Below are 25,953 nucleotides of genomic sequence, written 5' to 3' on the forward strand. Positions count from 1 at the left end.
CGTCATGGTTTTACAAAGCAGCGGGGCCCGGAGCGCAGTAAACGCTGCGCCCTGGGCCCCATGCATTACACCAGCATCATCCCTATAGACAAAATGCCGCATAAAGTGGAACAGACATAAGCCCATCATTCATTCCAAAGGGCTTAGTCGATAGCCTGATAAGGCGTACGCCCGGATGGGTCTTTTTAAGTGAGGACAGGCTTCGAGATCTTGTGTTCTCTCCCGCCTTGACTTCAATCGCAGACAAGCATCCCTGCTTCTCTACTACAAAGTCGATTTCCGCACGATTATCTCGCGCCCAATAATGCAGCGGATAGCCCATGGCTGAAAGCTGTTGGGCGACGTAGTTTTCGGTAAGTGCACCCATGAATGTGCCGCCGATGCCGGCAAGAATATCGGCGCGTTGAGCACCGGCCTTGGAGACGAGCAGCCCTGTATCCGCCTGATAGATTTTAAAAGCAGAAGGGTTAACGAAGGCCTCTAAAGGGCTTTCGATCTGCCCGACTAGGCTGCAGCGCGCCACCGTACCCGACAATACAAGCCAGTCGAGAGCATCTCCAAAGAGAGACGCATTGCCCCCCGCTCGCACTACCTTGTATTGAAATTTGCGATTCTCTTTGGCAAGCTGCTGTGGAATGGAATCGAAGCACGCACGCGTCTTTGCGCTCAAGCGTTCATCAGCATATTTATTGGTGTCGGCGGAATATCCGTCGAGAATAATCCGATGCTTTTCGGCCACATCAATGATTGACTGATCATCGATGTACGTTTGGACCGCCTCGGGCATTCCGCCAACAACAAGATACTGTCGATAGAGCCCAAGCGCCTTTTCATGAAGGCTTGGCGCAAGAGGACCCATTATCTCGAATGATGAGCGTATCTCGTCGACCAGCTGATCGTGCCCCATCGCCCAGAGAAACTCCTCGAAATCGAGTGGAGTCATCTCAATCAAGTCGGTCTTTCCGACGGGGAACGAATACGACTGATGGTTAATGGCAACCCCAAGAAGCGACCCGGCAGCCGCAACGTAATACTCGGGAGCATCTTCGCAAAAGTATTTAAGGGAAGTGAGCGCTTCCTCGCATGCCTGGATCTCGTCAATGAACAATAAGGTTTTGCCAGGCACGATACGCTGTCCCGTACGAGCCTCGATCGCACGTACGATCGAATGAGGGTCAAGACCGCCCGAAAAATCCGCTCGCGCCGACCGGTCGTTCTCAAGATTAACGTAGACAACCGATTCGAAAAGATCCTGGGCGTACGTTCTGAGCAAATAGGTCTTGCCACACTGGCGCACGCCTTTGACCAGCAAAGGTTTTCTATCAGCTCTGTCTCGCCATTCCCTAAGGAGCTCGTCTGCCTTGCGACGCATACGTAACCTTCCCTCATGAACTTCTATTTGACAATATTTTAACGCGGATTAATTTGTTTTCAGTTATTTTTCTGCGTTTAAAAATTGTTCTATACGGCACTTGAGGGAATTCGCCCCTATTCATGTACTCGCGCTACATTCGATTGCACGAGACACCAGCGAAAGGGACCCAATGCAGAACGATAAAAACGGCATTGCACAGCTCACCCCGGAGCAGATCACGCTCTTCAACGCCATGTTCGGTATGCAGAGCTAGCCAAAATGGATGCAAGCGGTGGCTGACGGAATTGTCCGCGGGAGCATCAACGCATGGCAATCAGCACTCCTCTTGGTAAGGGCAGCAAGCATTTCCGCTAGTGCTGATTGCCATGCAATCTTCTTGTTCATAGCTGCGTCGCCTGCCTGAAATGACCCGCAGTCAAGATGAACTGCAGGAATCATGGCGAGTCGTAACCGCTCGCAAGCCTCCTTCGGAATAGGTGCTGAGCAGTTCCTGGGCATGGGTGAACTCGGGTCCCCGCCTCCAACCGAGCAGGCGGTTGACCGCGAGATTTCCCTGAACGCTGTGGACAAAGAGCAGATAAGCGTCCTCGCGCGAAAGCCCGGTCTTCTCCATCATCTGGGGAACGACCTGCTCTGCCCCGCGCTCGATGACGCGCTGCGCCACGCGGGCGTACGCGTCGTCATCCGAGTAGAGCAGATAATAGTCATCGTTTGCCGGTGCCCGCTGGCAAAGGGCCCCCGACTCCGCCCCCTCGAGCGGAGGTGCCGCCGCCAGAGCCTCATCGATAAGCACATCAAGCAGCGCAAACTTATCCTCGTAATGCAGATAGAACGTACCGCGGTTGATATCCGCGCGGCGGCAGATATCCGCCACCGTCATCTTTGCGAAGCCGACCTCGGCCAGCAGCGCAAAGAACGCCTCCCGTATGACCGAAAGCGTATAGCGTCGGCGACGATCGATCTTCCCCGCTTCCATGGCTCCTCCAATTGCAACGCTCAACAATGCCCGGCAGACGTTTGTTTATCGACAGCGCCTCAAAGCTGTTCATTGCTCTCACGCAAATCAACATTGATACTTTTTATAGACACCTGTTCATTGTAGCCGAAAGAGAGCTTTGCATGACTTTTTACGAGAAACTCGTCGTCGAACTCACCAACCGGTCGTTTTCCCATCAGGCAGCCTACCGCGGCGGTGGCACGCCCTACGACCTGAGTGACTGCGAGCCTAAACCCTACGACCGGCAGATCGAGGACTTTGCCCGCATGATCGATGAGGCCGATTGCGTGCTTGTGGGCGGTGCCTCCGGTCTCTCCGCGGCGGGCGGCGGCGACTTCTACTACGAGGACAACGCGACCTATCGCAGGCATTTCGGCAAGTTCGCCGAGCGCTATGGCTTCAAGGGTGCTTTCGAGGGTTCATTCTATCGCTGGCCTACCGCCGAGGCGCGCTGGGGCTATCTTGCCACCTTCCTCGACACCACGCTCAACGCCCCGCTGCGCAAGCCCTACAAGGACCTCGACGCCATCCTTGCTCAGAAGGACTTCTTCGTGCTCACCACCAACCAGGACACGCAGTTTGTGAAGCTCTATCCCTGGGAGAAAGTGGCAGAGATCCAAGGCGACCACCGCTTCTTTCAGTGCTCCCACTGTTGCACCGACGCGGTGTGGGATGCGGTCGAGCCGGTCTCCCGCATGGTAGAGGCCATGGGAGACGGCCTTGAGGTTCCGACAGAGCTCGTGCCGCGCTGCCCGCACTGCGGGGCAGAGGCGTTCCCCTGGGTTCGCGGCTACGGCAACTTCCTGCAGGGCGAACTCTACGAGGAGCAGTACCGCAAGGTGTCCGACTGGCTCGACGCGCACGCACGGCAGAGGATCCTCTTCCTCGAGCTGGGTGTGGGCCGCATGACGCCCGCGTTTATCCAGGAGCCGTTCTGGGCCCTCACGGCGCAGTTACCGCAGGCCAGCTACATCGCCGTAAACAACAAGACGCAGTTTCTCCCCCGCGCGATCGAGGATCGGGGGCTCGCCGTTCGCGCCGACATCGCCGACGTGCTTGCCGACGTGCGCAAGACGCTGGGGAGGTAGCGCATGGAGACGGCGAAAGCAGTTCGCATAGGCAGGGCGCTAGCCGAAGCGGATCTTGTCATCATCGGCGCTAGCAACGGACTCGACATGGCGGAGGGGCTCAACCTTTTCTGCGCCGATGCTCATTTCCAAGAGGCGTACGGCGACCTCGCTCAGGCAGACGGCATCGGCTGCATACTGCAGGGGCTCGCTTCCCCGGATGCCAGCGTGCGACGCCGATGGGCCGAGCGGTTCCATCAAAAGGAGTATCTCGAATATGAGCCCGGCTCGCTCATGAACGGGCTGCGGCGTCTTACGGAGCACGCCGACACCTTCGTGGTCACATGCAACATCGACGGGCACTTCGCGCGCGCCGGGTTCGACGAGGAGCGCGTGCTCGAGACTGAGGGGAGCACGCGCACGTCGGTTGACGAGCGGCGCCTCGCCCATCCAGACGCCCTCGCCATGACCCAGCTCGAGGAGCTCGAGCGCCTTGTGCAAGCCCATCGCAACGGCAGGGTCGCCATCCTCGAACTTGGCGTGGGACTGCGCAACGGCATCATAAAGCACATGCTCGCCCAGATCGCGAACGTCTGCGAGCACGCCACCTACATCGTGTTCAACTACAGCCAGGCTATGGCGCCCGATGCATCGTGCGAGACGATTCTCGTTGACGGCGATATGGCCCTGGCTTTCGAGGAGATTGCCCAATGCCGTCTCTAGAGAGGGAAGCGTATAGGCTTCGAAGCCTTATCGACGATGCCGACGCCATCATCGTCGGCATCGGCTCGGGCATGTCAAGCGCCGCCGGGTTCAACCATTACAACCGCTCAGGCATGGCGCGCGCCGGAATGACGGACTGGCAGCAAGCCTTTGGCTTCAAGAGTCTTTTTGACGGCTTTTACCACCTCTACCCCAGCCTCGAGCAGCAATGGGCCTACTACGCGCGATATATCGATTTCATGCTGCGCGAGCCGACCTCGCAGCCCTATCTCGACCTACGGTCCCTCATCGGCCATAAGGACTACTTCATCCTGAGCACCAATGTAGACACCCAAGTCGAGAAGACGCTTCCCACCGAGAGGATCTGCAACTATCAGGGAAGCTTCGCGCACCTTCAGTGCAAGCAGCCATGCTGCGACGAGCTCTTCGACGCGAGCCCCTACGTCGAGCGCATGCTCGCGGGCATGGCGGGGTTCGAGGTCCTCAGCGAGGATGTCCCCCGATGCCCGCATTGCGGCTGGCAGCTTGTGCCGTGGGTGCGCGATGACACGTTTCTGCAGGGTGCGGCCTGGCGCGAGAGCCTCGGACGATACGAGCGCTTTGTGTGCGAGCACAGCGATCACCGCGTGCTGTTGTTGGAGCTCGGCGTGGGCGAGATGACCCCCGGCATCATCACGCTCCCGTTCTGGAGCATGACCGCGAAGCTACCGGATGCGCATCTGTTAAGCGTAAACATCTCGGGCGACTCGGCGCCGCTGCAGCTTGGAAGCAAGGCAGGGGCGATCCAAGCCGATTTGGGCGCCCTGCTCTCGGCGGCGCGGGCAGGTGGCGAGTAACGCGGAGCGGTAGACGCGCAATGAGGTTTTAGCCGCAGCCTCCGAACGAGAGGGCTCGGAGGCTGGTATTCCTGAATCGCAGGTCACGATGGGTTATCGGAATCGCGAAGAGCGGATACCGCCAGTAAGCCCCCTTCGGAATAGGCGTTGAGCAGCTCCTGGGCATGGGCGAACTCGGGGCCTCGTCTCCAGCCGAGCAGGCGGTTGACGGCCAGATTGCCCTGGACGTTGTGGACGAAGAGCAGGAAGGCGTCTTCGCGTGAAAGCCCTGTTTTCACCATGACCCAGGGAACCATCTGCTCCGCTCCGCGTTCTATGACGCGCTGGGCTACGCGAGCGTATGCGTCGCTGTCCGAATAAAGCAGGCGATAATCGTCGTCTGCCGGCGGACGCTGGCAAAGCGTTGCCGATTCAACCCCCTCAAGCGGGGGAGCCGCTGCCAATGCCTCGTCGATAAGCGCATCGAGCAGCGCGTACTTATCCTCGTAATGCAGATAGAACGTTCCCCGGTTGATCTCGGCGCGGCGTCAGATGTCCGCCACCGTCATCTTCGCGAAGCCGACCTCGGCCAGCAGCGCGAAGAACGCCTCCCGTATGACCGAGAGGGTGTAGCGCCGCCGGCGGTCGATCTTGGTTTCTCCCATCGCCTCTCCAATCTGAGTCGTTTGACAATGTCCAGTAGCTGTTCGTTTATCGACAGGTGCACGCGTTTGTTCATTGCCCCTGCGAAAATCAACAAGGATACTGTTTATAGACATCTGTTTTTTATAGCTGAAAGGGAGCACGGATGACCCTGTGCGAGAAGCTCGGCATCGGGCTTGTCAGCCGATCGTTTTCCCATCGGGCCGTCTATCGAAACGGCGGCACGTCATACGATTTGAGCGATTGCGAGCCTGCTGCTTGCAAGCAAGATATCGAGGCTTTTGCCCGCAAGGTGGGGGAGGCTGATTGCGTGTTTACGGGAGAGGCGGGTAGGCAGGCGTTATGAGCATCTGCATCAAAAATCAGATTCAGAATATGAATATCGTCATCGGCTGCACGGTGGGGTGTCCATATTGCTATGCCCGTAACAATGTGAAACGTTGGCATATGATTGACGACTTCGCTGATCCTGCGTTCTTCCCGAGCAAGCTCAAGATGATGGAAAAGAAACGCCCGCAGAACTTTCTCCTTACCGGCATGAGCGATCTCTCCGGGTGGAAGCTGGAATGGCGAGACGAGGTATTTGCAAAGATCCATGAGAATCCACAGCATCAGTTCCTGTTCCTGACCAAGAGACCCGATTTGCTGGATTTAGATACCGACCTGGAAAACGCATGGTTCGGCGTTACGGTGACGAGGAAAGCGGAGCTGTGGCGTATCGACGCCCTTCGGAAAAACGTCAATGCAAATCACTTCTTCGTTACTTTTGAGCCGCTATTCGACGATCCCGGTACGGTCGACCTTTCCGGAATCAACTGGATCGTCGTCGGTACCATGACCGGGACGCAGAGCAGGAAGGTTCATACGGAACCGGAGTGGGCATGGTCTTTGACGGACCAGGCGCACGCGCTTGGCATTCCAATGTTTATGAAGGAAGACCTCGTCTCTGTCATAGGGGACGAAAACATGATTCAGGAATTGCCGGAAGAATTCGAAAGAGTGCTGGAGGTGCAGAGAACATGGCGGAAGTGATCGATGGAATCCTCATCAATGAGGTGGAAGCAAAGAACATCATGACCAAGTCCAGCCTGCCGGTAGGCGGCTACTCGGTCAATCCCTATGTAGGCTGCACGCATGCCTGCAAGTATTGCTATGCCTCCTTTATGAAGCGCTTTACCGGACACAAGGAGGAATGGGGCACCTTTCTTGATGTGAAGCATTGGCCGGAAATCAAGAATCCGAAGAAATACGCTGGACAGCGGGTGGTTATCGGTTCTGTGACGGATGGCTACAATCCACAGGAGGAGCGATTCGGGAATACCAGGAAACTCCTGGAACAGCTGATTGGCAGCGATGCAGATATTCTGATCTGCACAAAGTCCGATCTTGTGGTACGGGATATCGATCTGCTGAAGAGGCTTGGACGAGTGACCGTTTCATGGTCGATCAACACGCTGGATGAGAACTTCAAGAACGATATGGACTCCGCGTCGAGCATCGAGCGTCGTATCGCTGCTATGAAGCAGGTGTATGACGAAGGTATCCGTACGGTCTGCTTCGTGTCCCCGGTATTTCCCGGCATCACGGATTTTGAGATGATTTTTGAGCGAGTAAAAGATCGGTGCGATTTGTTTTGGCTCGAAAATCTCAATCTTCGGGGTGGTTTCAAAAAAGCGATCCTGGATTATATCGCCGAGAAACATCCCAATCTCGTACCGCTTTACGATGAGATCTATAACAAGCGCAACCGTAGCTATTTTGAAGCGCTTGAAGTAAAAGCCGAGGAAATGGCCAAGAAGTACGATTGCCCCTTTGTGGACAACGAAATGCCTTATGGCAGAGTCCCCCAGGGGCATCCGGTGATCGTGGACTACTTCTATCACGAGGAAGTCCGAGGGTCGGATAATAGCGGAAAAAGAAATCGTTAAACGGAAACCGACGACGATTCGCTCGAGCGATTAGCGTCCACGCGTGGCTTCTGCCGATTGGCGCAACGGGCGACGGATTAAGGGATCGCTCGGGCGGATGATCCCGCTGCAGTACAGGCAGTCGCTCAATTTAGCGGCATGAGCGTTTTCGCACGGAAAACCAGTATCCCCTGTGCCGAGTTTAATCGTAGCGAATACAATGGGCACTGAGCATCAATCGAAAGTAGTCAAGAGGCTTTTCGACGGCTTCTACCACCTCTACCCCAGCCTCGAGCAGCAGTGGGCATACTATGCGCGATACATCGACTTCATGCTGCGCGAGCTGGCCTCGCAGCCCTATCTCGACCTACGGTCCCTCATCGGCCATAAGGACTACTTCATCCTGAGCACCAATGTGGACACCCAGGCCAAGAAGACGTTTCCCGACGAGAGAACCTGTAACTATCAGGGAAGCTTCGCGCACCTTCAGTGCAAGCAGCCATGCTGTGACGAGCTCTTCGACGCGAGCCCCTACGTCGAACGCATGCTCGCGGGCATGGCGGGGTTCGAGGTCCTCAGCGAGGATATCCCCCGATGCCCGCATTGCAGCTGGCAGCTTGTGCCGTGGGTGCGCGACGACACGTTTCTGCAGGGTGCGGCCTGGCGCGAGAGCCTCGGACGATACGAACGCTTTGTGTGCGAGCACAGCGATCGCCGCGTGCTGTTGTTGGAGCTCGGCGTAGGCGAGATGACCCCCGGCATCATCACGCTCCCGTTCTGGAGCATGACCGCAAAGCTGCCGGATGCGCACCTGTTGAGCGTCAACATCTCGAACGGCTCGGCTCCGCTGCAGCTCGGAAGCAAGGCAGAGGCGATTCAGGCAGATTTGGGCGCGCTGCTCTCGGCGGCGCGGACGGCGAAGGTATTTAAGCCTCCTTGTTAGTCTCTTTGAGATATTCCCCGTCGCCCACGGGCTCTAACCACTCGTTGGAGGCCTCCTCGCCCGGAACCTCCAGCGCGAGATGGGAGAACCAGCTCTCGGGCGCGGCTCCGTGCCAATGTTTCACACCCGGGGCGATGTTGACCACATCGCCAGGGCGCAGCTCCTGTGCCGGTTTACCCCATTCCTGGTAGAACCCTCGACCAGCCACGCAGATGAGAATCTGTCCGCCGCCGTTTTTGGCGTGGTGCACGTGCCAGTTGTTGCGGCAGCCGGGCTCGAACGTCACGTTGTAGACGCCAACCTGCTCGGTTGATAGAGGCGCGAGGTAGCTTTGCCCGATAAAGTACTTCGCGAATGCATCGTTGGGGGCACCGATGGGAAAGGCCATCTCGTTTTGGTGCTCGGCTTTTGCATCAGCGGCATCGTCATCCGCCCAGACCTCCTTCGCCATGCGAAAGGCCGCCCATGCCTTGGGCCACCCCGCGTAAAACGCGGCGTGGGTAAGGATTTCCGCTATTTCCGCCCTGGTTACACCGTTATTCTTTGCGGACATCAGATGGTATTGGAACGAGGAATCCGTCAGTCCCTGCGCCATCAGCGCCACCACCGTCACCACGCTGCGGTCTCGAAGGGAAAGCTCGCCCTCTCGGCTCCACACCTCGCCAAACAGCACATCGTCATTGAGCTGTGCGAATTTGGGGGCAAAGTCCCCTAGGGCATCTCTGCCCGCCGTCTGTTTAATCGTCATGTTTGATTCCTCCTGTCGATGGCTTTGAGTACAAAACTGCTTCCGCGCTGCTAAGCCGCGCCTAGACTCCCATGCCCATTCGTTACGCCTGCTCCAGAGCAGAATGCCCCGTGATTTCGCCCACACCGTTCACGCCGCCGGCGAAAACCGTTCCGGCAAGCGTGCGCCTTTGGCGAAAGCATCCACCAACGTCTCGGAATTGCCATCCTTTCGAGGGCTTGAAGAGACTATCAAAACCGTTTTGCTCATTACGGAATACCCCTTGCACTCCTTATATATATTGACGAAAATAAAGGTAATACATAAACCTAACTTTAGGTCAAGGAGTAAATTCGAGATTCGTCCGGAGGGACCATGTACACAATCGGACAGGTAGCGGAGATGTTCGGTCTGCCCGTTTCCACGCTGCGGTATTACGACAAACAGGGATTGTTTCCGGAATTGGAGCGGACGTCCGGCATTCGCCGATTCGGCGATACGGAACTCGAGGCGCTTCGGGTCATCGAATGCCTGAAGAAGGCTGGGATGGAGATCAAGGACATCCGGCTGTTCATGGAATGGTGTTCGGAGGGCCCATCGACATATCCCAAACGCAAGGCCATGTTCGAGGAGCGGAAGGCCCACATGGAGTCGGAGATCGCAAACATGAACCGTGCGCTGGATATGTTGAAGTTCAAATGCTGGTACTACGAGCAGGCAATCCAAGATGGCAACGAGGATAGAGTGAAGGCGCTGATTCCCGACAATTTGCCAGAAGAAATCAAAGATACCTACGATAACGCCCACACTCAATAATGCCGCCCGATGCTCAACGGGCTTTGGCAAGGGGCTCTTTCCGAGCAGAACGAAAAAGAAAGCCTCCGAACCAGAGGGTCCGGAGGCTTTTATTCCCGTTATTTCGCTGGTGGCTTTGCTCTATGGCGGCGCCGAAACAGCATCAGGCGGTACTCGACGGTATCAAAACGCGAGTTCAAAAGCCAGTTTCCGCTATTCCCGCTCAGTGACTAATCCAGTCCGAGTGTTGTCGATGCGTGTCGCGTCGTACCGCCTAAGGGCCAATTCGTGCGCAATTTGGGCGAATCAGGCCCTTGATTCGCGATTTTGTGAATGACTCAATTGATTCGCAAAACCGCAGCTCGCCTTTTTAATCACTCCCTAGTTTCCGCCGGGGTTCGTAGCGGGTGGCGTGAAAAGGGGTAATTCAAAGGGTCGGAGAGATGTCTATAGCGCAATCTTCTGGTATTGGCGCAGTGAGGGACTTCCCACCTCCATCAGTCCAAATCGTCAAGCTCCGAAAGACGTCGAGCTAGAGAAAAGGACCTATTGCCCGTCATGGATTGGGTTTACCTGCATGACTAGAGCCCTGGTGTAATTGGCTGGATCACCGTTCCGGGAACCGGTATCGACCTACCTGTCCGCCAAGTTCCTTCTTCAGCTCCAGCCTAGTATCTGACTCGCGCCGCTATAAGCGAAAACCGAAGAGATGCGTCTTAGCCAAGAAAAGAAGGTTAGCCTCATCTTACTGCATGATTCGTGTGTTATAGTTAGATGGCTCTAACTGTTTGGGGGGCGTCAGCCATGCACGAACGCGAGGGTTTCTGGGACAAGAACGCCGGTCGGTATGACCGTTTCATGCGAAACGACCGGGCGGCGTATGAGAAGATGTATGGGCTGATTCGGCCGGTAGTGAAAGCAAAAACCGTACTGGAGGTCGCCACCGGCACGGGGCTTATCGCAAAGAGCATCGTGAATGCGGCGGCGCACATCGAGGCTACGGACGCCTCTGCAAAGATGATCCTTGAAGCAAAGCGGGACAATCAATCCGCAAAGCTGCACTTTTCCGTACAAGATATGTTCCGCCTGCCCTATGCACAGAAGTCCTTCGAAGTGGTGATCGTGTCCAACGCGCTTCACATAGTGCCGCATCCGGAAAAGGCCCTGCAAGAAATCAGGCGGGTGCTGAAGGACGACGGCGTGCTCATCGCTCCAACCTTCACCCACGCGGGGAACTCGGTTTCCGGCAAGGCAAAAGCCTTTTTCATGAGTATGGCGGGATTCCCTCTCCACAGCAGGTGGACAAGCGAGGAATACCTACGTTTCCTGCGTCAAAACGGCTGGGCGGTGCAGAAAAGCGCGGTGCTGAAGGCCTCGTTCCCGTTGACCTATGCGGAATGCACAAAATCGGAGGGGCCAGATGTCGTTCTTTGAAAACACCCGCAAGCCCGTGGGCCTCGGCGGAAAACTTATGGTTGCCATGATGAATCTGGGCCACAGCCCTGTGGCGCGGTGGGGACTTCGATTTCTACGACTTGCGCCAAACGCCAAGGTGCTAGATTGCGGCTGCGGCGGCGGGGCAAACATAAAACGGCTGCTGAAAAAATGCCCGTATGGCGTCGTCAAGGGCATCGACTATTCGCCCGTCAGCGTGGAGAAGGCTAGAAAGCTCAACCGAACTGCACTTCAGGAGGGGCGTTGCGCCGTTCTGCAAGGCAGTGTGGCGGATATGGCGTTTGAGGATAGCTACTTCGATGCTGCCACGGCCTTTGAAACCGTCTATTTTTGGCCTGATTTGCCCCGATGCTTCCGTGAGGTCTGGCGGACGCTGAAGCCAGGCGGGACAATTCTTATCTGCAACGAGAGCAATGGCGATACGGACAAGGACGAGAGGTGGACGCAGATCATCGGCGGCATGACCATCTACAAGGACATTGAATTAGAGGCATGTCTGGAGCAGGCGGGTTTTCACGAGGTGCAGATACACAAAAAGAAAAAGTGGCTCTGCGTCACGGCGCGGAAGTAGGGGCATCAAGCACGGGTATTTTTGCATCCATCCTGCACATGGCGATAGGCATGACGGTCATAGCGGCTATGCTGGCGGCAATTATGACAGTTTTTATTCACTGAGGAAGAAACCTATGAAATGTAAAATTGAGAAAAACACCGTGCAGGAGACGCTGATCCTCCCGCTGTATTCCCGGAAGCTGTGTACGGAGTTGTACCCGACCCTTTACAGGGATGAAACAGCGGTTCGTCTGCTCGACCAGATCGACTACGACTTTTCAGAGGCAGAGAAAAACTCCCGCAGCCTGATGCAGCGCTTTGGTGCGCTGGAGGTGGCCACACGGCAGAGTGATCTTGCTTTCGAGGTGCGGGATTACCTGAAAGGCCACCCCAATGCGGCGGTGGTCAATCTGGGCTGCGGGCTGGACAACACCGGCAGAACCTGCGACAACGGTAGATGCAAGATCTACAATCTGGACTTCCCGGATGTGATTGCCTTGCGGCAGCAGCTACTGCCCGCCGGGGATCGAGAACAAAATATCCCCTGCGACCTGAAAGACACCGCATGGTTTAGCAAAATCGATGCCTCCCGCGGGGCGGTGTTCTTTGCCTCCGGGGTGTTCTATTACTTTCTGACCCAGCAGGTCCGGGAACTGGTGCGGGGGATGGCGGACGCTTTCCCCGGCAGTGTGCTGGTCTTTGATGCTGCCAATCGGACGGCAGTAAAGATGATTGCAAAAACATGGCTTAAGACTGCAAAAATCAAAGATGTGGGGGCATATTTTGCGGTTTCGGATGCCGCCAAGGAAATCGGCACGTGGGACAGCCGTCTGCAGGTCACAAGTCGCGGCTATATGCTGGGTTACAACGATTTGAGAGACCCTTCTGTCAGCGGCTTTTTCCGGTTTCTCGCAAGGGTCGGTGACAACGGGATGAAAATGCAAATCGTGAAAATAAGATTTTGAGAGGCAAAAACGAAGCGCATTCACTTTGACGTCGAAGAAGACGGCTTTTACGGCGCATATTGGGCATGCAAGGACACGCATACAGCAGCGGGCACGGATTCAATTGAAACCGTGCCCGCTATCTGATACTATATTATTTTATCGAACGTCTGTTCTATTCCCACTCAATCGTCGCGGGCGGCTTGGACGTGATGTCGTAGCACACGCGGTTGGCGCCGGGGACCTCGGCCACGATGCGGCCGGAGATGCGGGCCAGCACGTCGTAGGGCAGCTTGGCCCAGTCGGCGGTCATGGCATCGCTGGACTCGACGGCGCGCAGGATGATCGGGCGCTGATAGGTGCGCTCGTCGCCCATAACGCCAACGGACTTAATGTCGGGCAGGACCGCGAAATACTGCCAGCAGCTGTGCTCGGAGTTACGCTCGCCGGTCTGTTCAAACAGACGCTGGTTGTAGGCATCGAGCTCCTCGCGCACGATGGCGTCGGCATTCTTGAGGATCTCGAGCTTCTCCTTGTCGACCGCGCCGATGATGCGGATGGCCAGACCCGGGCCCGGGAAAGGCTGGCGGAACACGATGTGACCCGGCAGGCCCAGCGCCAGACCAAGCGCGCGGACCTCGTCCTTAAAGAAGTGATCGAGCGGCTCAATAAGGTCGAAGTGCACACCCTCGGGGAACGGGATCAGGTTGTGATGACTCTTGATGGTGGCCGTCTTGCCGCCCGTCTTGCGAGCGCCAGACTCGATGATGTCGGGGTAGATGGTGCCCTGAGCCAGGTACTTGACCGGCTTACCATCGGTCTCGAGCTGCTGCGCCACGGCGAAGAACTCTTTCCAGAACTGCGTACCGATGATGCGGCGCTTCTCCTCGGGCTCGGTCACGCCGGCCAGAAGCTCGGCATAACGGTCCTCGGCGTGGACGTGAATAAAGTCGACGTCAAACTGCTTGGTGAAGACCTCCTCCACCTGCTCGGGCTCGCCCTTGCGCAGCAGGCCGTGGTTGATGAACACACAGGTCATCTGCTTGCCCACGGCGCGGGCGCCCAGCGCAGCCACGACGGAGGAGTCGACGCCGCCGGACAGGGCCAGAATCACGCGGTCGTCGCCGACCTTCTCGCGGAACTCGGCCGTCATGGTCTCGACCAGGTTGTCCATGCTCCAGTTGGGCTCCAGGCCGCAGATCTCAAACAGGAAGTTGCTCAGCAGCTGCTGACCGTACTCGGAATGCTTGACCTCGGGGTGGAACTGCGTGGTGAAGATCTTGCGCTCGACGCATTCCATGGCGGCAACCGGGCACACGTCGGTGCTGGCGGTAACGGTAAAGCCCTCGGGCACCTCGGACACGGCGTCGCGGTGGCTCATCCACACGGTCTGCTCCATGGGCGTGGAGTTAAAGAGCTTGGCGCCGGCAGTGCGCGTAATAGTGGCGCGGCCGTACTCGCCCACCTCGGAGTGACCGACCTTGCCGCCGAGCGTCACGGCCGTGATCTGATGGCCGTAGCAAAAGCCCAGGACGGGAAGGCCCAGGTCAAAGATGGCGGGGTCGATGGACGGAGCGTCCTCGGCGTACACGGAGGCCGGGCCGCCAGAAAGGATGAGCGCAGAGGCGTTCATCTCGCGAATCTCATCGGCCGAGATGTCACAGGGAACGATCTCGGAATACACGTTGAGGTCGCGGACGCGACGGGCAATGAGCTGACCGTACTGCGCACCAAAGTCGAGTACGAGGACCTTTGCGGAAGCCTTTTGATCCATGGTTTCCCCCTCTTGTTGGCGGGGAGCCGGTGCCCACCCGCGTGAATGAACGAAAATAACTTTCATAGTGTACACGTTATATGGGGTTTCTCGTCCCTCGCAGCCATCAGCGCACGGCAAACGCACGACCTGGGCCCCTATTTGACGGCAATTGGAGTGTTACCAAACGTTACAGATGATGTAATACGTTTGAACATTGGACGCCCTGTGCCACAATACTGCCGAACGACTCCGCCTCTGCGGCGGCAAATACGATAGGAATACCAGCATGAAGCGCATCCTTCTCATCGCCACGGGCGGCACCATCGCATCGACCGAGGACGGCAACGGCCTCTCCCCCGCCCTGACCGGTGAGGAGCTCGCCCAGAGCGTCCCCGAGATTTCGGGCCTCTGCGAGCTCGACGTTGTGCAGCCCATGAACATCGACAGCACCAATATGCGCCCCAGTGACTGGATGCGTATCCGCGACGTCATCGTCGAGGGTTATGCCGACCACGACGGCTTCGTGATTCTGCACGGCACCGACACCATGAGCTACACCGCGGCGGCGCTTTCCTACCTGATTCAGGACAGCCCCAAGCCCATCGTACTCACCGGCTCGCAAAAGCCCATGGGCAATCCCTTTACCGACGCCAAGCTCAACCTGTACCAGAGCCTGCTCTATGCGCTCGACGAGCACTCGCACGACGTCTCGATCGTGTTTGGCGGCGTAGCCATTGCCGGCACGCGTGCCCGCAAGCAGCGCACCATGAGCTTTAATGCGTTCATTAGCGTCAACTATCCGCCCATTGCCTATATCCGCAACGACCGCATCGTTCGCAACGGACTCCACGGCACTCACCAGAACGAGAACCCGGTTCGTTTCTACGACAGCATCGACCCGCGCGTATTTGTACTCAAGCTTACGCCCGGCGTAAACCCGGGCATCCTCGACGCCCTTGCCGATAGCTACGACGCCGTGATTCTGGAGACCTTTGGCATTGGCGGTATCCCCGAGTTTGGTGAGTCGGGCGAGTCGTTCCAAGAGGCAATTTTCCGCTGGGTCGATTCGGGTCGCACCGTCGTTATGACCACGCAGGTCCCCGAAGAGGGCCTCGATCTGGGCGTTTACGAGGTCGGCCGTGCTTACGCCGATCATCCGGGCATTCTGCGCGGCGACGATATGACAACCGAGACGCTCGTGGCCAAAACCATGTGGGCACTCGGCCAGTCACGTGATGCCGCCGAGATCCAGCGCCTGTTCTACAGCCAAGTCAACCACGACCGCATCCCGATGGCGTAATTCAGTTGTCGACGGGTATCCCCTATTCGATGCCCTCGAGAAGCTCTGATACCGTCATGCCGAGTGCGGGCGCGATCTTAAATAGAACCTTGAGCGTGAAATTTGCCGTTCCATCTTCGATTCGGTCGAGGTAGGGTCGGCTGATTCCTGTCGCCACACAAAAATCAACCTTGGAGATACCAAGGTCTCTGCGTGTCTCTTCGACCCGCCTGCCAAGAATCTGTTTCGCACGTTCGTCCATGCAGCCGAGTTTGAAATGGAGCTGAACAAAAACGTAAACTATAGTTTACGTTTTGCCGAATACACAGGAGTTTTCTATGTCGGGTTCTTCGGTCCGCATGTACCGAGCCATGCTTCGCACAAACAGCGCACCGCCCAAGCTCGTCGTCGTTGAAGCTGAATGCCTTTCGCCCGATGAGCGCACAGCATTTGCATTGCTATCAAGTCGCGTCGCCGCCGTTCTGGTCCCTTGCCCGGCGCAAGGTGAACTTGCCATCCAATGCCAAGCGCACAGCTGCTCGCTCAATCAGGCTGCCGTAATCGCAACCAGCCAACGCGGTCTGCCCCTTCTCCTGGAAGCCGGTATCGCGCTCGCCCTTCGCGGCGCCGGATACGAAAACGAGGCCGCCGCCGACATGGTCTTTAAACCACGATCGAGCGGCGGCCTCGCAGCAGCCATTGAATATATGTGCAGGCTCGTTGCCTAAAGGCGCAAGCTAAAAGCCTAGGCCAAAGCCCGTTCCAGTAATCGCCGAGTACATAAAGTAAACGTTAACCACGTTGAGGAACACACCCGTGATGCAACCGTTGCGCAGGTAGCGTTCGCACACGATACGCGCCATGGCGGCGGAGTCATCATTGTTTTTAGCCTGGCGTCCTGCCGTAAAGTACGTCGCCACGCTCAGCAGCAGGTTGAGCACCGGCAGTGCCAGCAACTCGTAGCTCTTGCCCCAGCGCGTCGCCTCGCCGGCGGCATTAAACTTTGTTGCCACCTCGGGACCGATGTTGGGGATAACACACGCTGCGACCACCAGCGGAATCACCGCAAGCACCAGCAGCGCAATACCCATGTAGCCGGCTTTTTTGCCATATTTAAACATGTGCGTCGTCCTTACACGTTAAAGCGGAAGTGCACGACGTCGCCATCGGCCATGACATAGTCCTTGCCCTCAATACGCAGCTTGCCGGCGGCCTTGGCGCCCTGCTCACCGCCGAGCTCGATGTAGTCGTCATAGCCAATGACCTCGGCCTTAATAAAGCCGCGCTCAAAGTCGGTGTGGATGACACCGGCAGCCTGCGGAGCGGTCGCACCCTGACGCACCGTCCAGGCCTTGACCTCCATCTCGCCGGCCGTAAAGAACGACTGCAGGCCGAGCAGCTTATAGGCCGCCTGCGCGAGCACGTCCAGGCCGGGCTGCTCCAAGCCCAGGCTCTCCAGGTAGTCGGCGGCGTCCTCGGGATCGAGCTCGGAAAGCTCGGCCTCGATCTTGGCGCAGATGGGCAGCGGCTTGACGCCATCGATGGGCGCCAGGTCCTCGTTGAGCATGTCCTCGTCTACGTTGGCCACATACAGGATGGGCTTCATGGTGAGCAGGAACAGGCCCTTGGCGGCGGCGCGCTCCTCATCGGTCATCTCCATGGACGCGGCGCGCTTACCCTCGTTGAGCCAGGCGAGCAGGCGCTTGGCGACCTCGAACTTGGGCATGAGCTCCTTGTCGCGCTTGGCCTCCTTCTCGAGCTTAGGCAGCTGCTTCTCGAGCGTGCCCATGTCGGCCAGGATGAGCTCGGTCATGATGGTGTCGGCATCGCCGGCGGGATCGACGAACTCGCCCGTGCGGCCCACCTCACGCATGACGTTGGGGTCCTTAAAGTAGCGCACGACCTCGCAGATGGCGTCGGTCTCGCGAATGTTGGCCAGGAACTGGTTGCCCAGGCCCTCGCCCTCGTTGGCGCCCTTCACCAGACCTGCAATGTCGACGAACTCGACCGTTGCCGGCACAATGCGACCCGGGTTGACGATGTCGGCGAGCTTTTGCAGGCGGCTATCGGGCACGTCGACGATACCCACGTTGGGGTCGATCGTGGCGAACGGATAGTTGGCGGCAAGGCCGGTCTTTTTGGTAAGCGCGGTGAACAGCGTCGACTTGCCCACGTTGGGCAGGCCCACGATACCGATGGAAAGGGACACGACAGCTCCTTTTGGTACAAGCATTTCAAACTGCATAAGTATAGCGCCGCTGCAGCATCTGGGCGAACCCGGACGCCACGGCGGCACGAATGAAGCAGAGATAGAGGTCGCTGACTAGTCCGCGAGCTTTTCCACCTGGTCGAGCATCTTGTCAAGCTTGGCCTTTGCCTCGGCCTTGACCTTCTCAGCTTCTTCGTGAGCCTTCGCCTTCTGGGCGGCCTTTTCCTCGGCTTCGGGATCGACGACGACCAGATTGGACGCGTCATGCTTAACTAACTTGAGCGCATGCTCGGGGCATACCTTGACGCAGGCACCACAGCCCAAACAATACGTGGACTCCAACACAAAGCGGCCGCTTCCCACCAAATCGCAGGCGAACGTGGGACATACATTGACACACTCGCCACACGACGTGCACTTGTCAAAATCGCACTCCGGCGTGCTCACCTGCATGTTCTGGGCAAGCTCGGGGTGGTTTTGCAGCGTCGAGAGCACCAGCTGCCGCCCGTGCGTGAGCGAACGGCGACGCTTGGTCGTCGTGGTGCCGCACATGGTGTTGAGCGTACGCTCCAACTGGGTAATCTGATGGCGATGGGCTTTGAGCTTCTGCGTCACCGAGGCCAGTGCCGCCGTTGCCGGATTGAGCTTTGTCACGGTAAGGCCCGTGGTGCGGGCGATCTTTTCCATGTACTCCTTGCGCTCGTACTCGCGGCGCTTATGACATTTGAGGCTCTTGGGATCGACCTCCAGACCCATGCCCGTGCCGGCCCACTCCTCGGCCTTCGCAATCGCCTCGCCCAGGATGTCCTCACCGCCGGTGTTGCGGCACTTATCGCACACGCCCAGTGGCAGGTACACGCTCACGTTGGGATAGTCCGCCAGTACCGAGAACCAGGTCTCGGCCGTAATATCGCCCACGCAGGCGACAACAACCTCGTTCTCGCGCGGCATGCGCTTAAGGGCACGCGTGCAGGTAACGTAGGCGGTCTCGTGGCTCGTAGCGGCCGAGACAATGTCGTCGTAAAGGTTTTTGGGCGCCAGACGCGGCGAAATAATCGCCTCAGTCGGACAGGCGGCAGCGCACAGGCCGCACTTGCGGCAGGTATCGAGGATCTCGATGGCGTCTTCCTCGACCTCGATGGCGTTGACCGGGCACACGTCCATGCACGCGGTGCAGCCGCTCTTTTCATTTTTGCAGGTCAGACACGGAATCGTGTTGCCGCGCGGACGCTCCTTGTAGTCGGCAGGATTCCACTGCGGCGCCGACGGATCGAGCGCGTCGGTCACGCCGCCAAGCGGGTTTTTAAGAAAGTCGAAACCCTTGCTGATCTCGATAATGTCATCAAACAGATCGTGTTCCTGCGCCATGCGCGGCCCCTCCCTGAGCAGTGCAAACAAGCAAGAGATAATGATACGCTATCGGCCCACGCCTCGGGCAAATTACACGCGGAGCATCTTTGCGGCAAATAGCCCATGGCCTATCGCTGCCTCGATTGCACAAGATCAATCAAGCGCCAAACTATGCCTCGCACATGAGCTGCACGAGCTTTTGTTTGGTCACCTTGGCCTGCTCGTTGGCCATATTACGCCCGTTTCTAAAGACCGCATTTGCAACACCCTGCAGATCGGCATCGGAAATCTCGCCAAGACCCAGCTCCTCGAGCGTCGTCGGCAGACCAACGCGCTGGCAAAACTCGAGCACCTGATCAAGCTCGGGAGCACGCTCCAGGCGCAGCTGCACCACCAGACCAAATGCCACGGCCTCGCCATGCATCGCCCTGCACTCGGGCAGAATCGTCAGACCGTTGGCGATGGCATGTGCCAACGCCAAGCCACCGCTCTCAAAGCCGACGCCCGAGAGCAGAATATTGCACTCGATCAGGCGCTCAACCGCCGGCGATATACGCCCCTTCTTGAGATCGCGCTTGGCAGCGACACCGCACTCCATGAGCGTGTCGTAGCAGGCACGTGCCGCGACCAGGGCCAAGTGTCCCGGCGCGCCACCGTGCTCGTTGGCACCGTGCGCCGCGGCGCACGAACGCGCCTCGAAGTACGTTGCCAGCGCATCGCCCATACCAGCAACCGTCATACGCAGTGGGGCCGCCGCGACCACGTTGGTATCGACCACGACCAGGTCTGGATTCTTCTCGAGCATCAGGTAACGGTCGAACGACCCATCCTCGTGATACAGCACCGAAATCGCACTGCACGGACCATCCATCGAGGCCGCCGTGGGACATACGCACAACGGCAACTCGGCATAAAACGCTACTGCCTTGGCGATATCGAGCATTTTGCCACCGCCAATACCCACCACCATGTCGCAATACTCAGCCTGGGCTTCCTTAGCCATTTTTACAACGGCCTCTTCCGTACACGGACCGTCATAAATCTTAAAGAACGGCTCGCTTAGATCTTCATCCAGAAATCCATCGACGATCTGCCTGCACAGCCGATCCTCGGTGCCCTGGTCAAACAAGACATAGGCAGCGCAGCCCAACCATGACAAATACCTGCCCTGACGCGAAAGTTCGCCCGGCCCCTGAACATACCGGCCGGGACCGCCATAAACCATAGGAAGCGCCATACGAGAATCCGCCCTTCATCAAACAACGATTGGTGCAAAGTAACCTGCCCCCTTTGCACCATAGCAAAAAGGGGCAAAGCCATCTGCTGGCTTTGCCCCTTCCTTAGCTTGATTTACTCATCCATAAGATAGTAGTGACCCAGCGCGTCGGCACCCAGGATGGCGTTTGCGACCATCTCGGGCGTCACCTCAAACGGCATGTTGCACATGGTGTCATCGGGCGCGCAGGCGGCCTCGGCAACAATCATGGCCTGCTCGCGCGTAAGCTCGGCAACGCCAAGCTCCTTCATCGTGACCGGCAGGCCCAGCTCAATGCAGAAGCCCAAGACTTCCTCGAGTTTCTCAGTCGGGGCATCCTCGAGTACCAGCTGGACGATAGTGCCAAAGGCGACCTTCTCGCCGTGATACATGCCGTGGCACTCGGGCAGCATCGTCAGGCCATTGTGGATGGCATGAGCAGCAGCAAGGCCCGAGCTCTCAAAGCCAATGCCCGAAAGCAGCGTATTGGCCTCGATGATATGCTCGACGGCAGGCGTCAACGCTCCCTTCTCCAGCGCAACCTTGGCCTTGACGCCGTCGGTCATAAGCGTCTCGTAGCAGAGCTTGGCGAGTGCCAGGCCGGCCATGCCGCCCTTGCCGCCAGCGCAGGTGCCACCGTCGGCATCGTGCGTTGCCTGGGCCTCGAAATAGGTTGCGAGCGCATCGCCCATACCGGAAACCGTCAGGCGCACCGGGCTCGCCGCGATAACCGTCGTGTCCATAAGGACAATGTTGGGGTTTGCCTTAAGGAAGAGATACTTGTCGAACTGGCCGTCATCGGTATAGAGCACCGAAAGCGCCGAACACGGGGCATCGGTCGAAGCAATGGTGGGGCAAATGATAACCGGGGACTCCAGGTAATAGGCGACGGCCTTCGCGGTGTCGAGGATCTTGCCGCCACCGACGCCGACGATGATGTCGCAACCGTTGTCGCGAGCGAGCGCAACCAGGCGATCGACCTCGCCCTTGGAGCACTCGCCGTTAAAGTCCTCAAACAGCAGCTCGGCCTTAGCCTCGGCAAAGCCGCCCTCGATCTTGGCACCGACGCGCTTCTTGCCCGAAGGCGTCACGATGACGAGGGCCTTAGCGCCAAGCGGCTCAACATAAGAGCCGAGCTTGGCCAGCTCGTCCGGGCCCTGGATGTACTTGCTGGGGCTATTGAAAATTGCAGCCATAACTATCCCATTCTCTAAAAGAAAAAAGAAAGGGGCTCCGTACGGATACGTGCGGAGCCCCTCGTTACGATAACAAGAGTCGATTAGAAATCGATGTCGGTGTCGTAGTAGCAGGCCTTGAGGATCTTCTCGAAGTCGGCAGCCTTGGTCTCACGCGGGTTCTCGGGCGTGCAGGCGTCGGTCTCGGCGTTCGCAGCGATCTCGGGCAGCTTGGCGAGGAACTCCTCCTCGGAAACCATCTGCGGGTTCTCGGCGTCGACCTTCACGCCACCATTCGCGTAATCCTTGATGGACTGCGGAATGTTGAGCTGGTCATTGAGGTCGCGAATCTTCTGGACGAGCGCAGCGATGAGCTCCTCGTTGGTCTCGCCGGGAAGGTGCAGGATCTCCTTGGCCACGTAAGCGTAACGCTCAGCAGCACGCGGGTCCTTGGAGTTCCACTGGATAACCTTGCCCAGATACATGGCGTTAGCGGCACCGTGGATGATGTGGCCGTTCTCGAAGGCAGCACCGGTCTTGTGAGCCATGGAGTGAACGATGCCGAGCAGGCCCGAGGAGAAGGCGATACCGGCGATGCACTGAGCCTCGTGCATGTGCTGACGGGCCTCATGGTCGCCAGCATAGGACTTGGGCAGCCACTCGACGATCTCGCGGATGCCGTGCAGGGCGTTGGCGTCGGTGAACATAGAGGCGCAGGTGGAAACGTAGGCCTCCATGCAGTGGGTCAGAGCATCCATGCCGGTGTGAGCGCACAGCTTGGCGGGCATGGTGTAGGTGAGCTCGGGGTCGACGATGGCGACATCAGGGGTGATGTTGAAGTCGGCCAGCGGGTACTTGATGCCCTTGGCGTAGTCGGTAATGACGGAGAACGCGGTGACCTCGGTAGCGGTGCCGGAGGTAGAGGAGATGGCGCAGAAATGAGCCTTCTGACGCAGCTCCGGGAAGCTGAACGGCTGGATGATGTTATCGAAGGACTCCTCGGGATACTCGTAGAAGACCCACATGGCCTTAGCGGCATCGATGGGCGAGCCGCCACCGATGGCGATAATCCAGTCGGGCTCGAACTCGCGCATGGCCTCGGCGCCCTTCATGACCGTCTCGATGGACGGGTCGGACTCGACGCCCTCGAACAGCTTGACCTCGAAACCGCCTTCCTTAAGGTCGTTCTCGACGTCCTGCAGGAACCCGCCGCGGCGCATAGAGCTGCCGCCAGAAACGATGATGGCCTTCTTGCCCTTGAGGTTCTTCACCTCGTGGCGAGCGCCCTCACCAAAGTACAGATCGCGAGGATTGGTAAAACGTCCCATACTGTGCCTCCTAAACAAGCCCCTCTTAGACTTGCGTATATAACGGAGCACCCAATTGGCTCCGTTAGGACCGTTTTGCGCGTTGCCGGCGATGACAATGCGCGACGTCTAAACGTCTCAACGCTCAGACAAACACTATTCTACCGTTCTGGTTGGTCAGTTATTCACCTAAAGCCGACAATGATGAAACGTTTTTTCTATCCCTGAAGACCCTTGTGGGGCATTCATACTCCCAAGCTGGGCAAACGTTTTATCAAGGTTGACCACATATCCCGGGCAGGACGGTGCCCCTCCAAAATGCGCCCCGTTCGCCGCCAAAAATCGACCGTTTGCGGCACCGTGATACCACTCAGTCGTCCAAGGTGCCGACATTTGTGCGACATCCGTCTTCGTGGTGCAAAGGTGCATGTCCAAGTGCGGCACCCCCGGTGTGCCACATGCGGGTAAACTAGAACCTTATATAGAGACATTTGAACCCTAACCGCAGCAAAGGAGGCCCCATGGCATTCGATCCCATTCAAGAGGATTGCCATCGCCTCGTTCTTGAGGCCTTGCGCCGCGACAATATCCCGCTCACCGACGGTGCCGCCGTAGAGCGTCTGATGGAACAATTCACCCGCAACCCCGCACCGCTCATCGTGCACGACCGCGACCGCGCCGGGCACCTCATTGCCAAGGTGGTCGAGGCCGTCGATTACCGCATTCCCTTTATCCCTGACGATACCCAGGCAGAGCAGGAAGAGGCAGCTGCCGAGAACATGCTCCGCGAGGCAGCCGCACTCGATCCGGCCAACTGGGATGCCCAGCGCATGCTGACGGCGCTCACCGCCGAATCCAACGAGGAATACGTGCAGTATCTGGTGTCCAAGTGCGACGAGGTGGAGCACGATCTGGCGCTCAAGATCGCCTCGGCGCAGGACCCCTACGAGCGCGAGGCCGCAGGCGACCTTACGTGCCGCCCCTATCTGCGCTGGCTTGCCGCCTTGGCATCGCGCGCCCTCATTAGCGGCCGCTATCGCATGTCGCTCGAAGCCGCAAACCGCAGCCTCGACTTTGCCCCCAACGATCCGGCCGGCGTCCGCCACACCGCGATGCTCGCCATGGCAAAGCTCGAATACCCCGCCGAGGAGCTCAAAAGATTTCGCTCCGCCCACTCCGTACCCTATCTCGCGAATACCCCGCTGCGCCGCCGCCCCAAAGATGCGGAGCGCGACTTGGACCCGTGGACGCTCATCGCACTGATGAGCGCAGCCTGGCGCGAGCTGGACTACGAGGGCGCCGAGCACTACCTGCGTATCCTTGCGCGCTCGTGTCCGCACGCGGCCGAGGCGCTCTACTTCCAAACCGAGTTTCCCGATGGCGTCTATGCCCGCGTCAACGTGGGTGCAGGCTCCACCGACGAGCTCGTCCTTGCACTGTCCGAGGCGACGCCGGTACTGCAGGAGGGCCTGGGCGCTCCCGACAACGCCAGCTTTGCCGCCTGGGTCGCCACCAACGACATCGTGCGTTCCCAGATCGACGAGCGCATCCTGCGCGCAGCCGAGCAGGGGCTTCCATTTAAGGGAGGAGACCTCTAATGGATCCGAGCGTCTACATCCCCGCCTACCTGGAGCGCACCTATCTGGCGTCGCACCCCGAGCTCACCGATGCAGCACGCGAGCTTGTCCATAACGACATGAGCGCGAATCCCCAAAAGTATGCGCAGTCCGAGCATGCCCAGGCGCTGCTGTCCTATGCCGGTGTTCATCGCCACCTGCTCGACGAGCTCCATCGCATCGAGGACATGGGCAGCGACGAGGAGTTCGAGCAGACGCGCAATCGCCTGTTCGACGACATGCGCGATGAGCTGCTCAAGATTGTCCGCGTCGATGCACTGGCCGTCGACGCGCAGCTGCTCGCCATCATCCTGGCCGACACGCCCGTTGACGCCTGCCTGGGCGACCTGATGAAGCTCGAGGTGACCACGGCCGATTACCTGCGGCAAAGCGTGCCCGGGTTCGATATGGAGGCCCCACACTACTGGGCCAACAAGGTTTTGACGGACGGCGTGACAGCGGCAGATCTCACCGTGAACGAGCCGGCTCTTATCGGGTGGCTCCACACGCTCGAGGCTATCTCGCAGCTGTGCATGGCGAGCGCTCGCTACCGTGCTGCCGCCGACTACGCCCGCCGCGTCCTTAAGGCAGAAGGCTATCCCACCCGAGCCGCAGGCACCGTGCTGCTCGCCCTCGCTCGCTTGGAAGATCAGGACGGCTTTTTTGCCCTAGCCCACCAGCTCGAGGAACAGATGGGGGCAGACGCACTCGAAAACTCTCCTTGGTACCTGCTCGCCCGCACGATTCTGCTGTTCAAAACAAACAAGATGCGTCCAGCGGTGCGTGCACTACGTGAGTTCGCCAACCGCTGCGAGGGCGGCGCGTTCTTCTTGCTGAATCCCATGTACCAGACACCGTACCTTCCCTGCCGGCCCGAGCCACGCGATCCCTGGGATCTTTCGCACCAGGCCGTTTGGGAAGCGGACGGCATTATCTCGGACACTCCCGACTTTGCCCCCTGGGCCAATGCCTGCGAAGACGTGTCGCAGCTTGCCCAGGAATTTGCGCGCCGCTATGGATTTTAGTGACGCACTCGACCCGAC

The 25,953-nt window shown here is 58.3% G+C and carries 27 protein-coding genes; 15 read left to right on the forward strand and 12 right to left on the reverse strand.

Annotated elements, in window-relative coordinates; all coding sequences use genetic code 11:
- Nucleotides 1-82 precede the first annotated feature (82 nt).
- On the reverse strand, nt 83-1,372 hold the full coding sequence (locus tag DXA43_RS00365; protein ID WP_089572817.1) for an ATP-binding protein: 1,290 nt from the start codon (nt 1,370-1,372) through the stop codon (nt 83-85).
- A gap of 418 nt (nt 1,373-1,790) precedes the next feature.
- Nucleotides 1,791-2,351 carry a TetR/AcrR family transcriptional regulator gene (locus DXA43_RS00370; RefSeq protein ID WP_117805940.1) on the reverse strand — a complete coding sequence of 187 codons (561 nt, stop codon included), beginning with the start codon at nt 2,349-2,351 and terminating at the stop codon, nt 1,791-1,793.
- 143 nt (nt 2,352-2,494) lie between these two features.
- Between DXA43_RS00370 and DXA43_RS00375 the strand changes: the two genes are divergently transcribed.
- Genes DXA43_RS00375 through DXA43_RS00390 form a run of 3 tightly spaced genes read left to right on the forward strand, consistent with a single transcriptional unit; the run spans nt 2,495 to nt 4,998 of the window.
- Complete coding sequence (locus DXA43_RS00375; protein ID WP_117805941.1) at nt 2,495-3,460, forward strand: NAD-dependent protein deacetylase; 966 nt, start codon at nt 2,495-2,497, stop codon at nt 3,458-3,460.
- Nucleotides 3,461-3,463: 3 nt separating this feature from the next.
- Nucleotides 3,464-4,162 (forward strand): hypothetical protein, encoded by a 699-nt coding sequence (locus DXA43_RS00385; RefSeq protein WP_158564911.1) that lies wholly within the window; start codon nt 3,464-3,466, stop codon nt 4,160-4,162.
- Nucleotides 4,150-4,998, forward strand: coding sequence for an NAD-dependent protein deacetylase, SIR2 family (locus tag DXA43_RS00390; RefSeq protein ID WP_117805944.1), 849 nt, complete (start codon nt 4,150-4,152; stop codon nt 4,996-4,998). Before DXA43_RS00385 ends, DXA43_RS00390 begins: the two co-directional genes overlap by 13 nt.
- 83 nt (nt 4,999-5,081) lie before the next feature.
- Here DXA43_RS00390 and DXA43_RS00395 read toward each other — a convergent pair whose 3' ends face one another.
- Nucleotides 5,082-5,441, reverse strand: coding sequence for a hypothetical protein (locus DXA43_RS00395; protein WP_117805945.1), 360 nt, complete (start codon nt 5,439-5,441; stop codon nt 5,082-5,084).
- A 344-nt stretch (nt 5,442-5,785) separates the two neighbouring features.
- Between DXA43_RS00395 and DXA43_RS00400 the strand changes: the two genes are divergently transcribed.
- The 4 genes from DXA43_RS00400 to DXA43_RS00415 all read left to right on the forward strand — a co-directional run bounded on the left by DXA43_RS00400 (nt 5,786) and on the right by DXA43_RS00415 (nt 8,490).
- Nucleotides 5,786-5,986 (forward strand): hypothetical protein, encoded by a 201-nt coding sequence (locus DXA43_RS00400; RefSeq protein ID WP_089572807.1) that lies wholly within the window; start codon nt 5,786-5,788, stop codon nt 5,984-5,986.
- Nucleotides 5,983-6,672 (forward strand): radical SAM mobile pair protein A, encoded by a 690-nt coding sequence (locus DXA43_RS00405; RefSeq protein ID WP_117805946.1) that lies wholly within the window; start codon nt 5,983-5,985, stop codon nt 6,670-6,672. Before DXA43_RS00400 ends, DXA43_RS00405 begins: the two co-directional genes overlap by 4 nt.
- Nucleotides 6,660-7,568 (forward strand): radical SAM mobile pair protein B, encoded by a 909-nt coding sequence (locus DXA43_RS00410; RefSeq protein ID WP_055252675.1) that lies wholly within the window; start codon nt 6,660-6,662, stop codon nt 7,566-7,568. The genes DXA43_RS00405 and DXA43_RS00410 overlap by 13 nt, the downstream gene beginning before the upstream one ends.
- A gap of 199 nt (nt 7,569-7,767) precedes the next feature.
- Nucleotides 7,768-8,490: an NAD-dependent protein deacetylase, SIR2 family gene (locus tag DXA43_RS00415; RefSeq protein ID WP_117805947.1), complete on the forward strand. Its 723-nt coding sequence runs from the start codon at nt 7,768-7,770 to the stop codon at nt 8,488-8,490.
- Here the strand turns inward: DXA43_RS00415 and DXA43_RS00420 are convergent.
- Nucleotides 8,474-9,238: a carboxymuconolactone decarboxylase family protein gene (locus DXA43_RS00420; RefSeq protein WP_117805948.1), complete on the reverse strand. Its 765-nt coding sequence runs from the start codon at nt 9,236-9,238 to the stop codon at nt 8,474-8,476. The genes DXA43_RS00415 and DXA43_RS00420 overlap by 17 nt on opposite strands.
- Before the next feature lie 354 nt (nt 9,239-9,592).
- Between DXA43_RS00420 and DXA43_RS00435 the strand changes: the two genes are divergently transcribed.
- The 4 genes from DXA43_RS00435 (at nt 9,593) to DXA43_RS00450 (ending at nt 12,984) form a co-directional block, all read left to right on the forward strand.
- Entirely contained in the window at nt 9,593-10,033 is a 441-nt protein-coding gene (locus DXA43_RS00435) for a MerR family transcriptional regulator (RefSeq protein ID WP_117805949.1), read from the forward strand.
- Nucleotides 10,034-10,816: 783 nt separating this feature from the next.
- Nucleotides 10,817-11,446, forward strand: coding sequence for a class I SAM-dependent methyltransferase (locus DXA43_RS00440; protein WP_117805950.1), 630 nt, complete (start codon nt 10,817-10,819; stop codon nt 11,444-11,446).
- On the forward strand, nt 11,433-12,038 hold the full coding sequence (locus DXA43_RS00445) for a class I SAM-dependent methyltransferase (RefSeq protein WP_117805951.1): 606 nt from the start codon (nt 11,433-11,435) through the stop codon (nt 12,036-12,038). The genes DXA43_RS00440 and DXA43_RS00445 overlap by 14 nt, the downstream gene beginning before the upstream one ends.
- A gap of 115 nt (nt 12,039-12,153) precedes the next feature.
- On the forward strand, nt 12,154-12,984 hold the full coding sequence (locus tag DXA43_RS00450; RefSeq protein ID WP_117805952.1) for a class I SAM-dependent methyltransferase: 831 nt from the start codon (nt 12,154-12,156) through the stop codon (nt 12,982-12,984).
- Nucleotides 12,985-13,138: 154 nt separating this feature from the next.
- Here the strand turns inward: DXA43_RS00450 and guaA are convergent, their stop codons facing one another.
- A complete protein-coding gene (guaA, locus tag DXA43_RS00455; protein WP_035136929.1) occupies nt 13,139-14,737 on the reverse strand; it encodes a glutamine-hydrolyzing GMP synthase in 1,599 nt (532 codons plus the stop codon).
- Nucleotides 14,738-15,005: 268 nt separating this feature from the next.
- Here guaA and DXA43_RS00460 point away from each other — a divergent pair, with 268 nt between their 5' ends.
- Nucleotides 15,006-16,019 carry an asparaginase gene (locus DXA43_RS00460; protein WP_117786451.1) on the forward strand — a complete coding sequence of 338 codons (1,014 nt, stop codon included), beginning with the start codon at nt 15,006-15,008 and terminating at the stop codon, nt 16,017-16,019.
- A gap of 22 nt (nt 16,020-16,041) precedes the next feature.
- Here DXA43_RS00460 and DXA43_RS00465 read toward each other — a convergent pair whose 3' ends face one another.
- On the reverse strand, nt 16,042-16,260 hold the full coding sequence (locus tag DXA43_RS00465) for a helix-turn-helix domain-containing protein (protein WP_035136926.1): 219 nt from the start codon (nt 16,258-16,260) through the stop codon (nt 16,042-16,044).
- Nucleotides 16,261-16,336: 76 nt separating this feature from the next.
- Here DXA43_RS00465 and DXA43_RS00470 point away from each other — a divergent pair, with 76 nt between their 5' ends.
- On the forward strand, nt 16,337-16,726 hold the full coding sequence (locus DXA43_RS00470; protein WP_117805953.1) for a hypothetical protein: 390 nt from the start codon (nt 16,337-16,339) through the stop codon (nt 16,724-16,726).
- A 9-nt stretch (nt 16,727-16,735) separates the two neighbouring features.
- Here the strand turns inward: DXA43_RS00470 and DXA43_RS00475 are convergent, their stop codons facing one another.
- The 6 genes from DXA43_RS00475 to DXA43_RS00500 all read right to left on the reverse strand — a co-directional run bounded on the left by DXA43_RS00475 (nt 16,736) and on the right by DXA43_RS00500 (nt 23,315).
- Nucleotides 16,736-17,119: a DUF1648 domain-containing protein gene (locus DXA43_RS00475; protein WP_117640119.1), complete on the reverse strand. Its 384-nt coding sequence runs from the start codon at nt 17,117-17,119 to the stop codon at nt 16,736-16,738.
- 11 nt (nt 17,120-17,130) lie between these two features.
- Nucleotides 17,131-18,207, reverse strand: coding sequence for a redox-regulated ATPase YchF (ychF, locus tag DXA43_RS00480; protein ID WP_055309950.1), 1,077 nt, complete (start codon nt 18,205-18,207; stop codon nt 17,131-17,133).
- Between the two features lie 114 nt (nt 18,208-18,321).
- On the reverse strand, nt 18,322-19,575 hold the full coding sequence (locus tag DXA43_RS00485; RefSeq protein WP_117805954.1) for a 4Fe-4S binding protein: 1,254 nt from the start codon (nt 19,573-19,575) through the stop codon (nt 18,322-18,324).
- 151 nt (nt 19,576-19,726) lie between these two features.
- Nucleotides 19,727-20,794, reverse strand: coding sequence for a glycerol dehydrogenase (locus DXA43_RS00490; protein ID WP_117805955.1), 1,068 nt, complete (start codon nt 20,792-20,794; stop codon nt 19,727-19,729).
- Nucleotides 20,795-20,907: 113 nt separating this feature from the next.
- On the reverse strand, nt 20,908-22,008 hold the full coding sequence (locus tag DXA43_RS00495; RefSeq protein ID WP_117805956.1) for a glycerol dehydrogenase: 1,101 nt from the start codon (nt 22,006-22,008) through the stop codon (nt 20,908-20,910).
- 83 nt (nt 22,009-22,091) lie between these two features.
- Nucleotides 22,092-23,315 (reverse strand): iron-containing alcohol dehydrogenase, encoded by a 1,224-nt coding sequence (locus tag DXA43_RS00500; protein WP_089572776.1) that lies wholly within the window; start codon nt 23,313-23,315, stop codon nt 22,092-22,094.
- 500 nt (nt 23,316-23,815) lie between these two features.
- Between DXA43_RS00500 and DXA43_RS00505 the strand changes: the two genes are divergently transcribed.
- Nucleotides 23,816-24,892 carry a hypothetical protein gene (locus DXA43_RS00505; RefSeq protein WP_117805957.1) on the forward strand — a complete coding sequence of 359 codons (1,077 nt, stop codon included), beginning with the start codon at nt 23,816-23,818 and terminating at the stop codon, nt 24,890-24,892.
- Nucleotides 24,892-25,935 (forward strand): hypothetical protein, encoded by a 1,044-nt coding sequence (locus DXA43_RS00510; protein ID WP_117805958.1) that lies wholly within the window; start codon nt 24,892-24,894, stop codon nt 25,933-25,935. Before DXA43_RS00505 ends, DXA43_RS00510 begins: the two co-directional genes overlap by 1 nt.
- Nucleotides 25,936-25,953 lie beyond the last annotated feature (18 nt).

Source organism: Collinsella sp. OF02-10 (genome assembly GCF_003463445.1).
GTDB lineage: Bacteria > Actinomycetota > Coriobacteriia > Coriobacteriales > Coriobacteriaceae > Collinsella.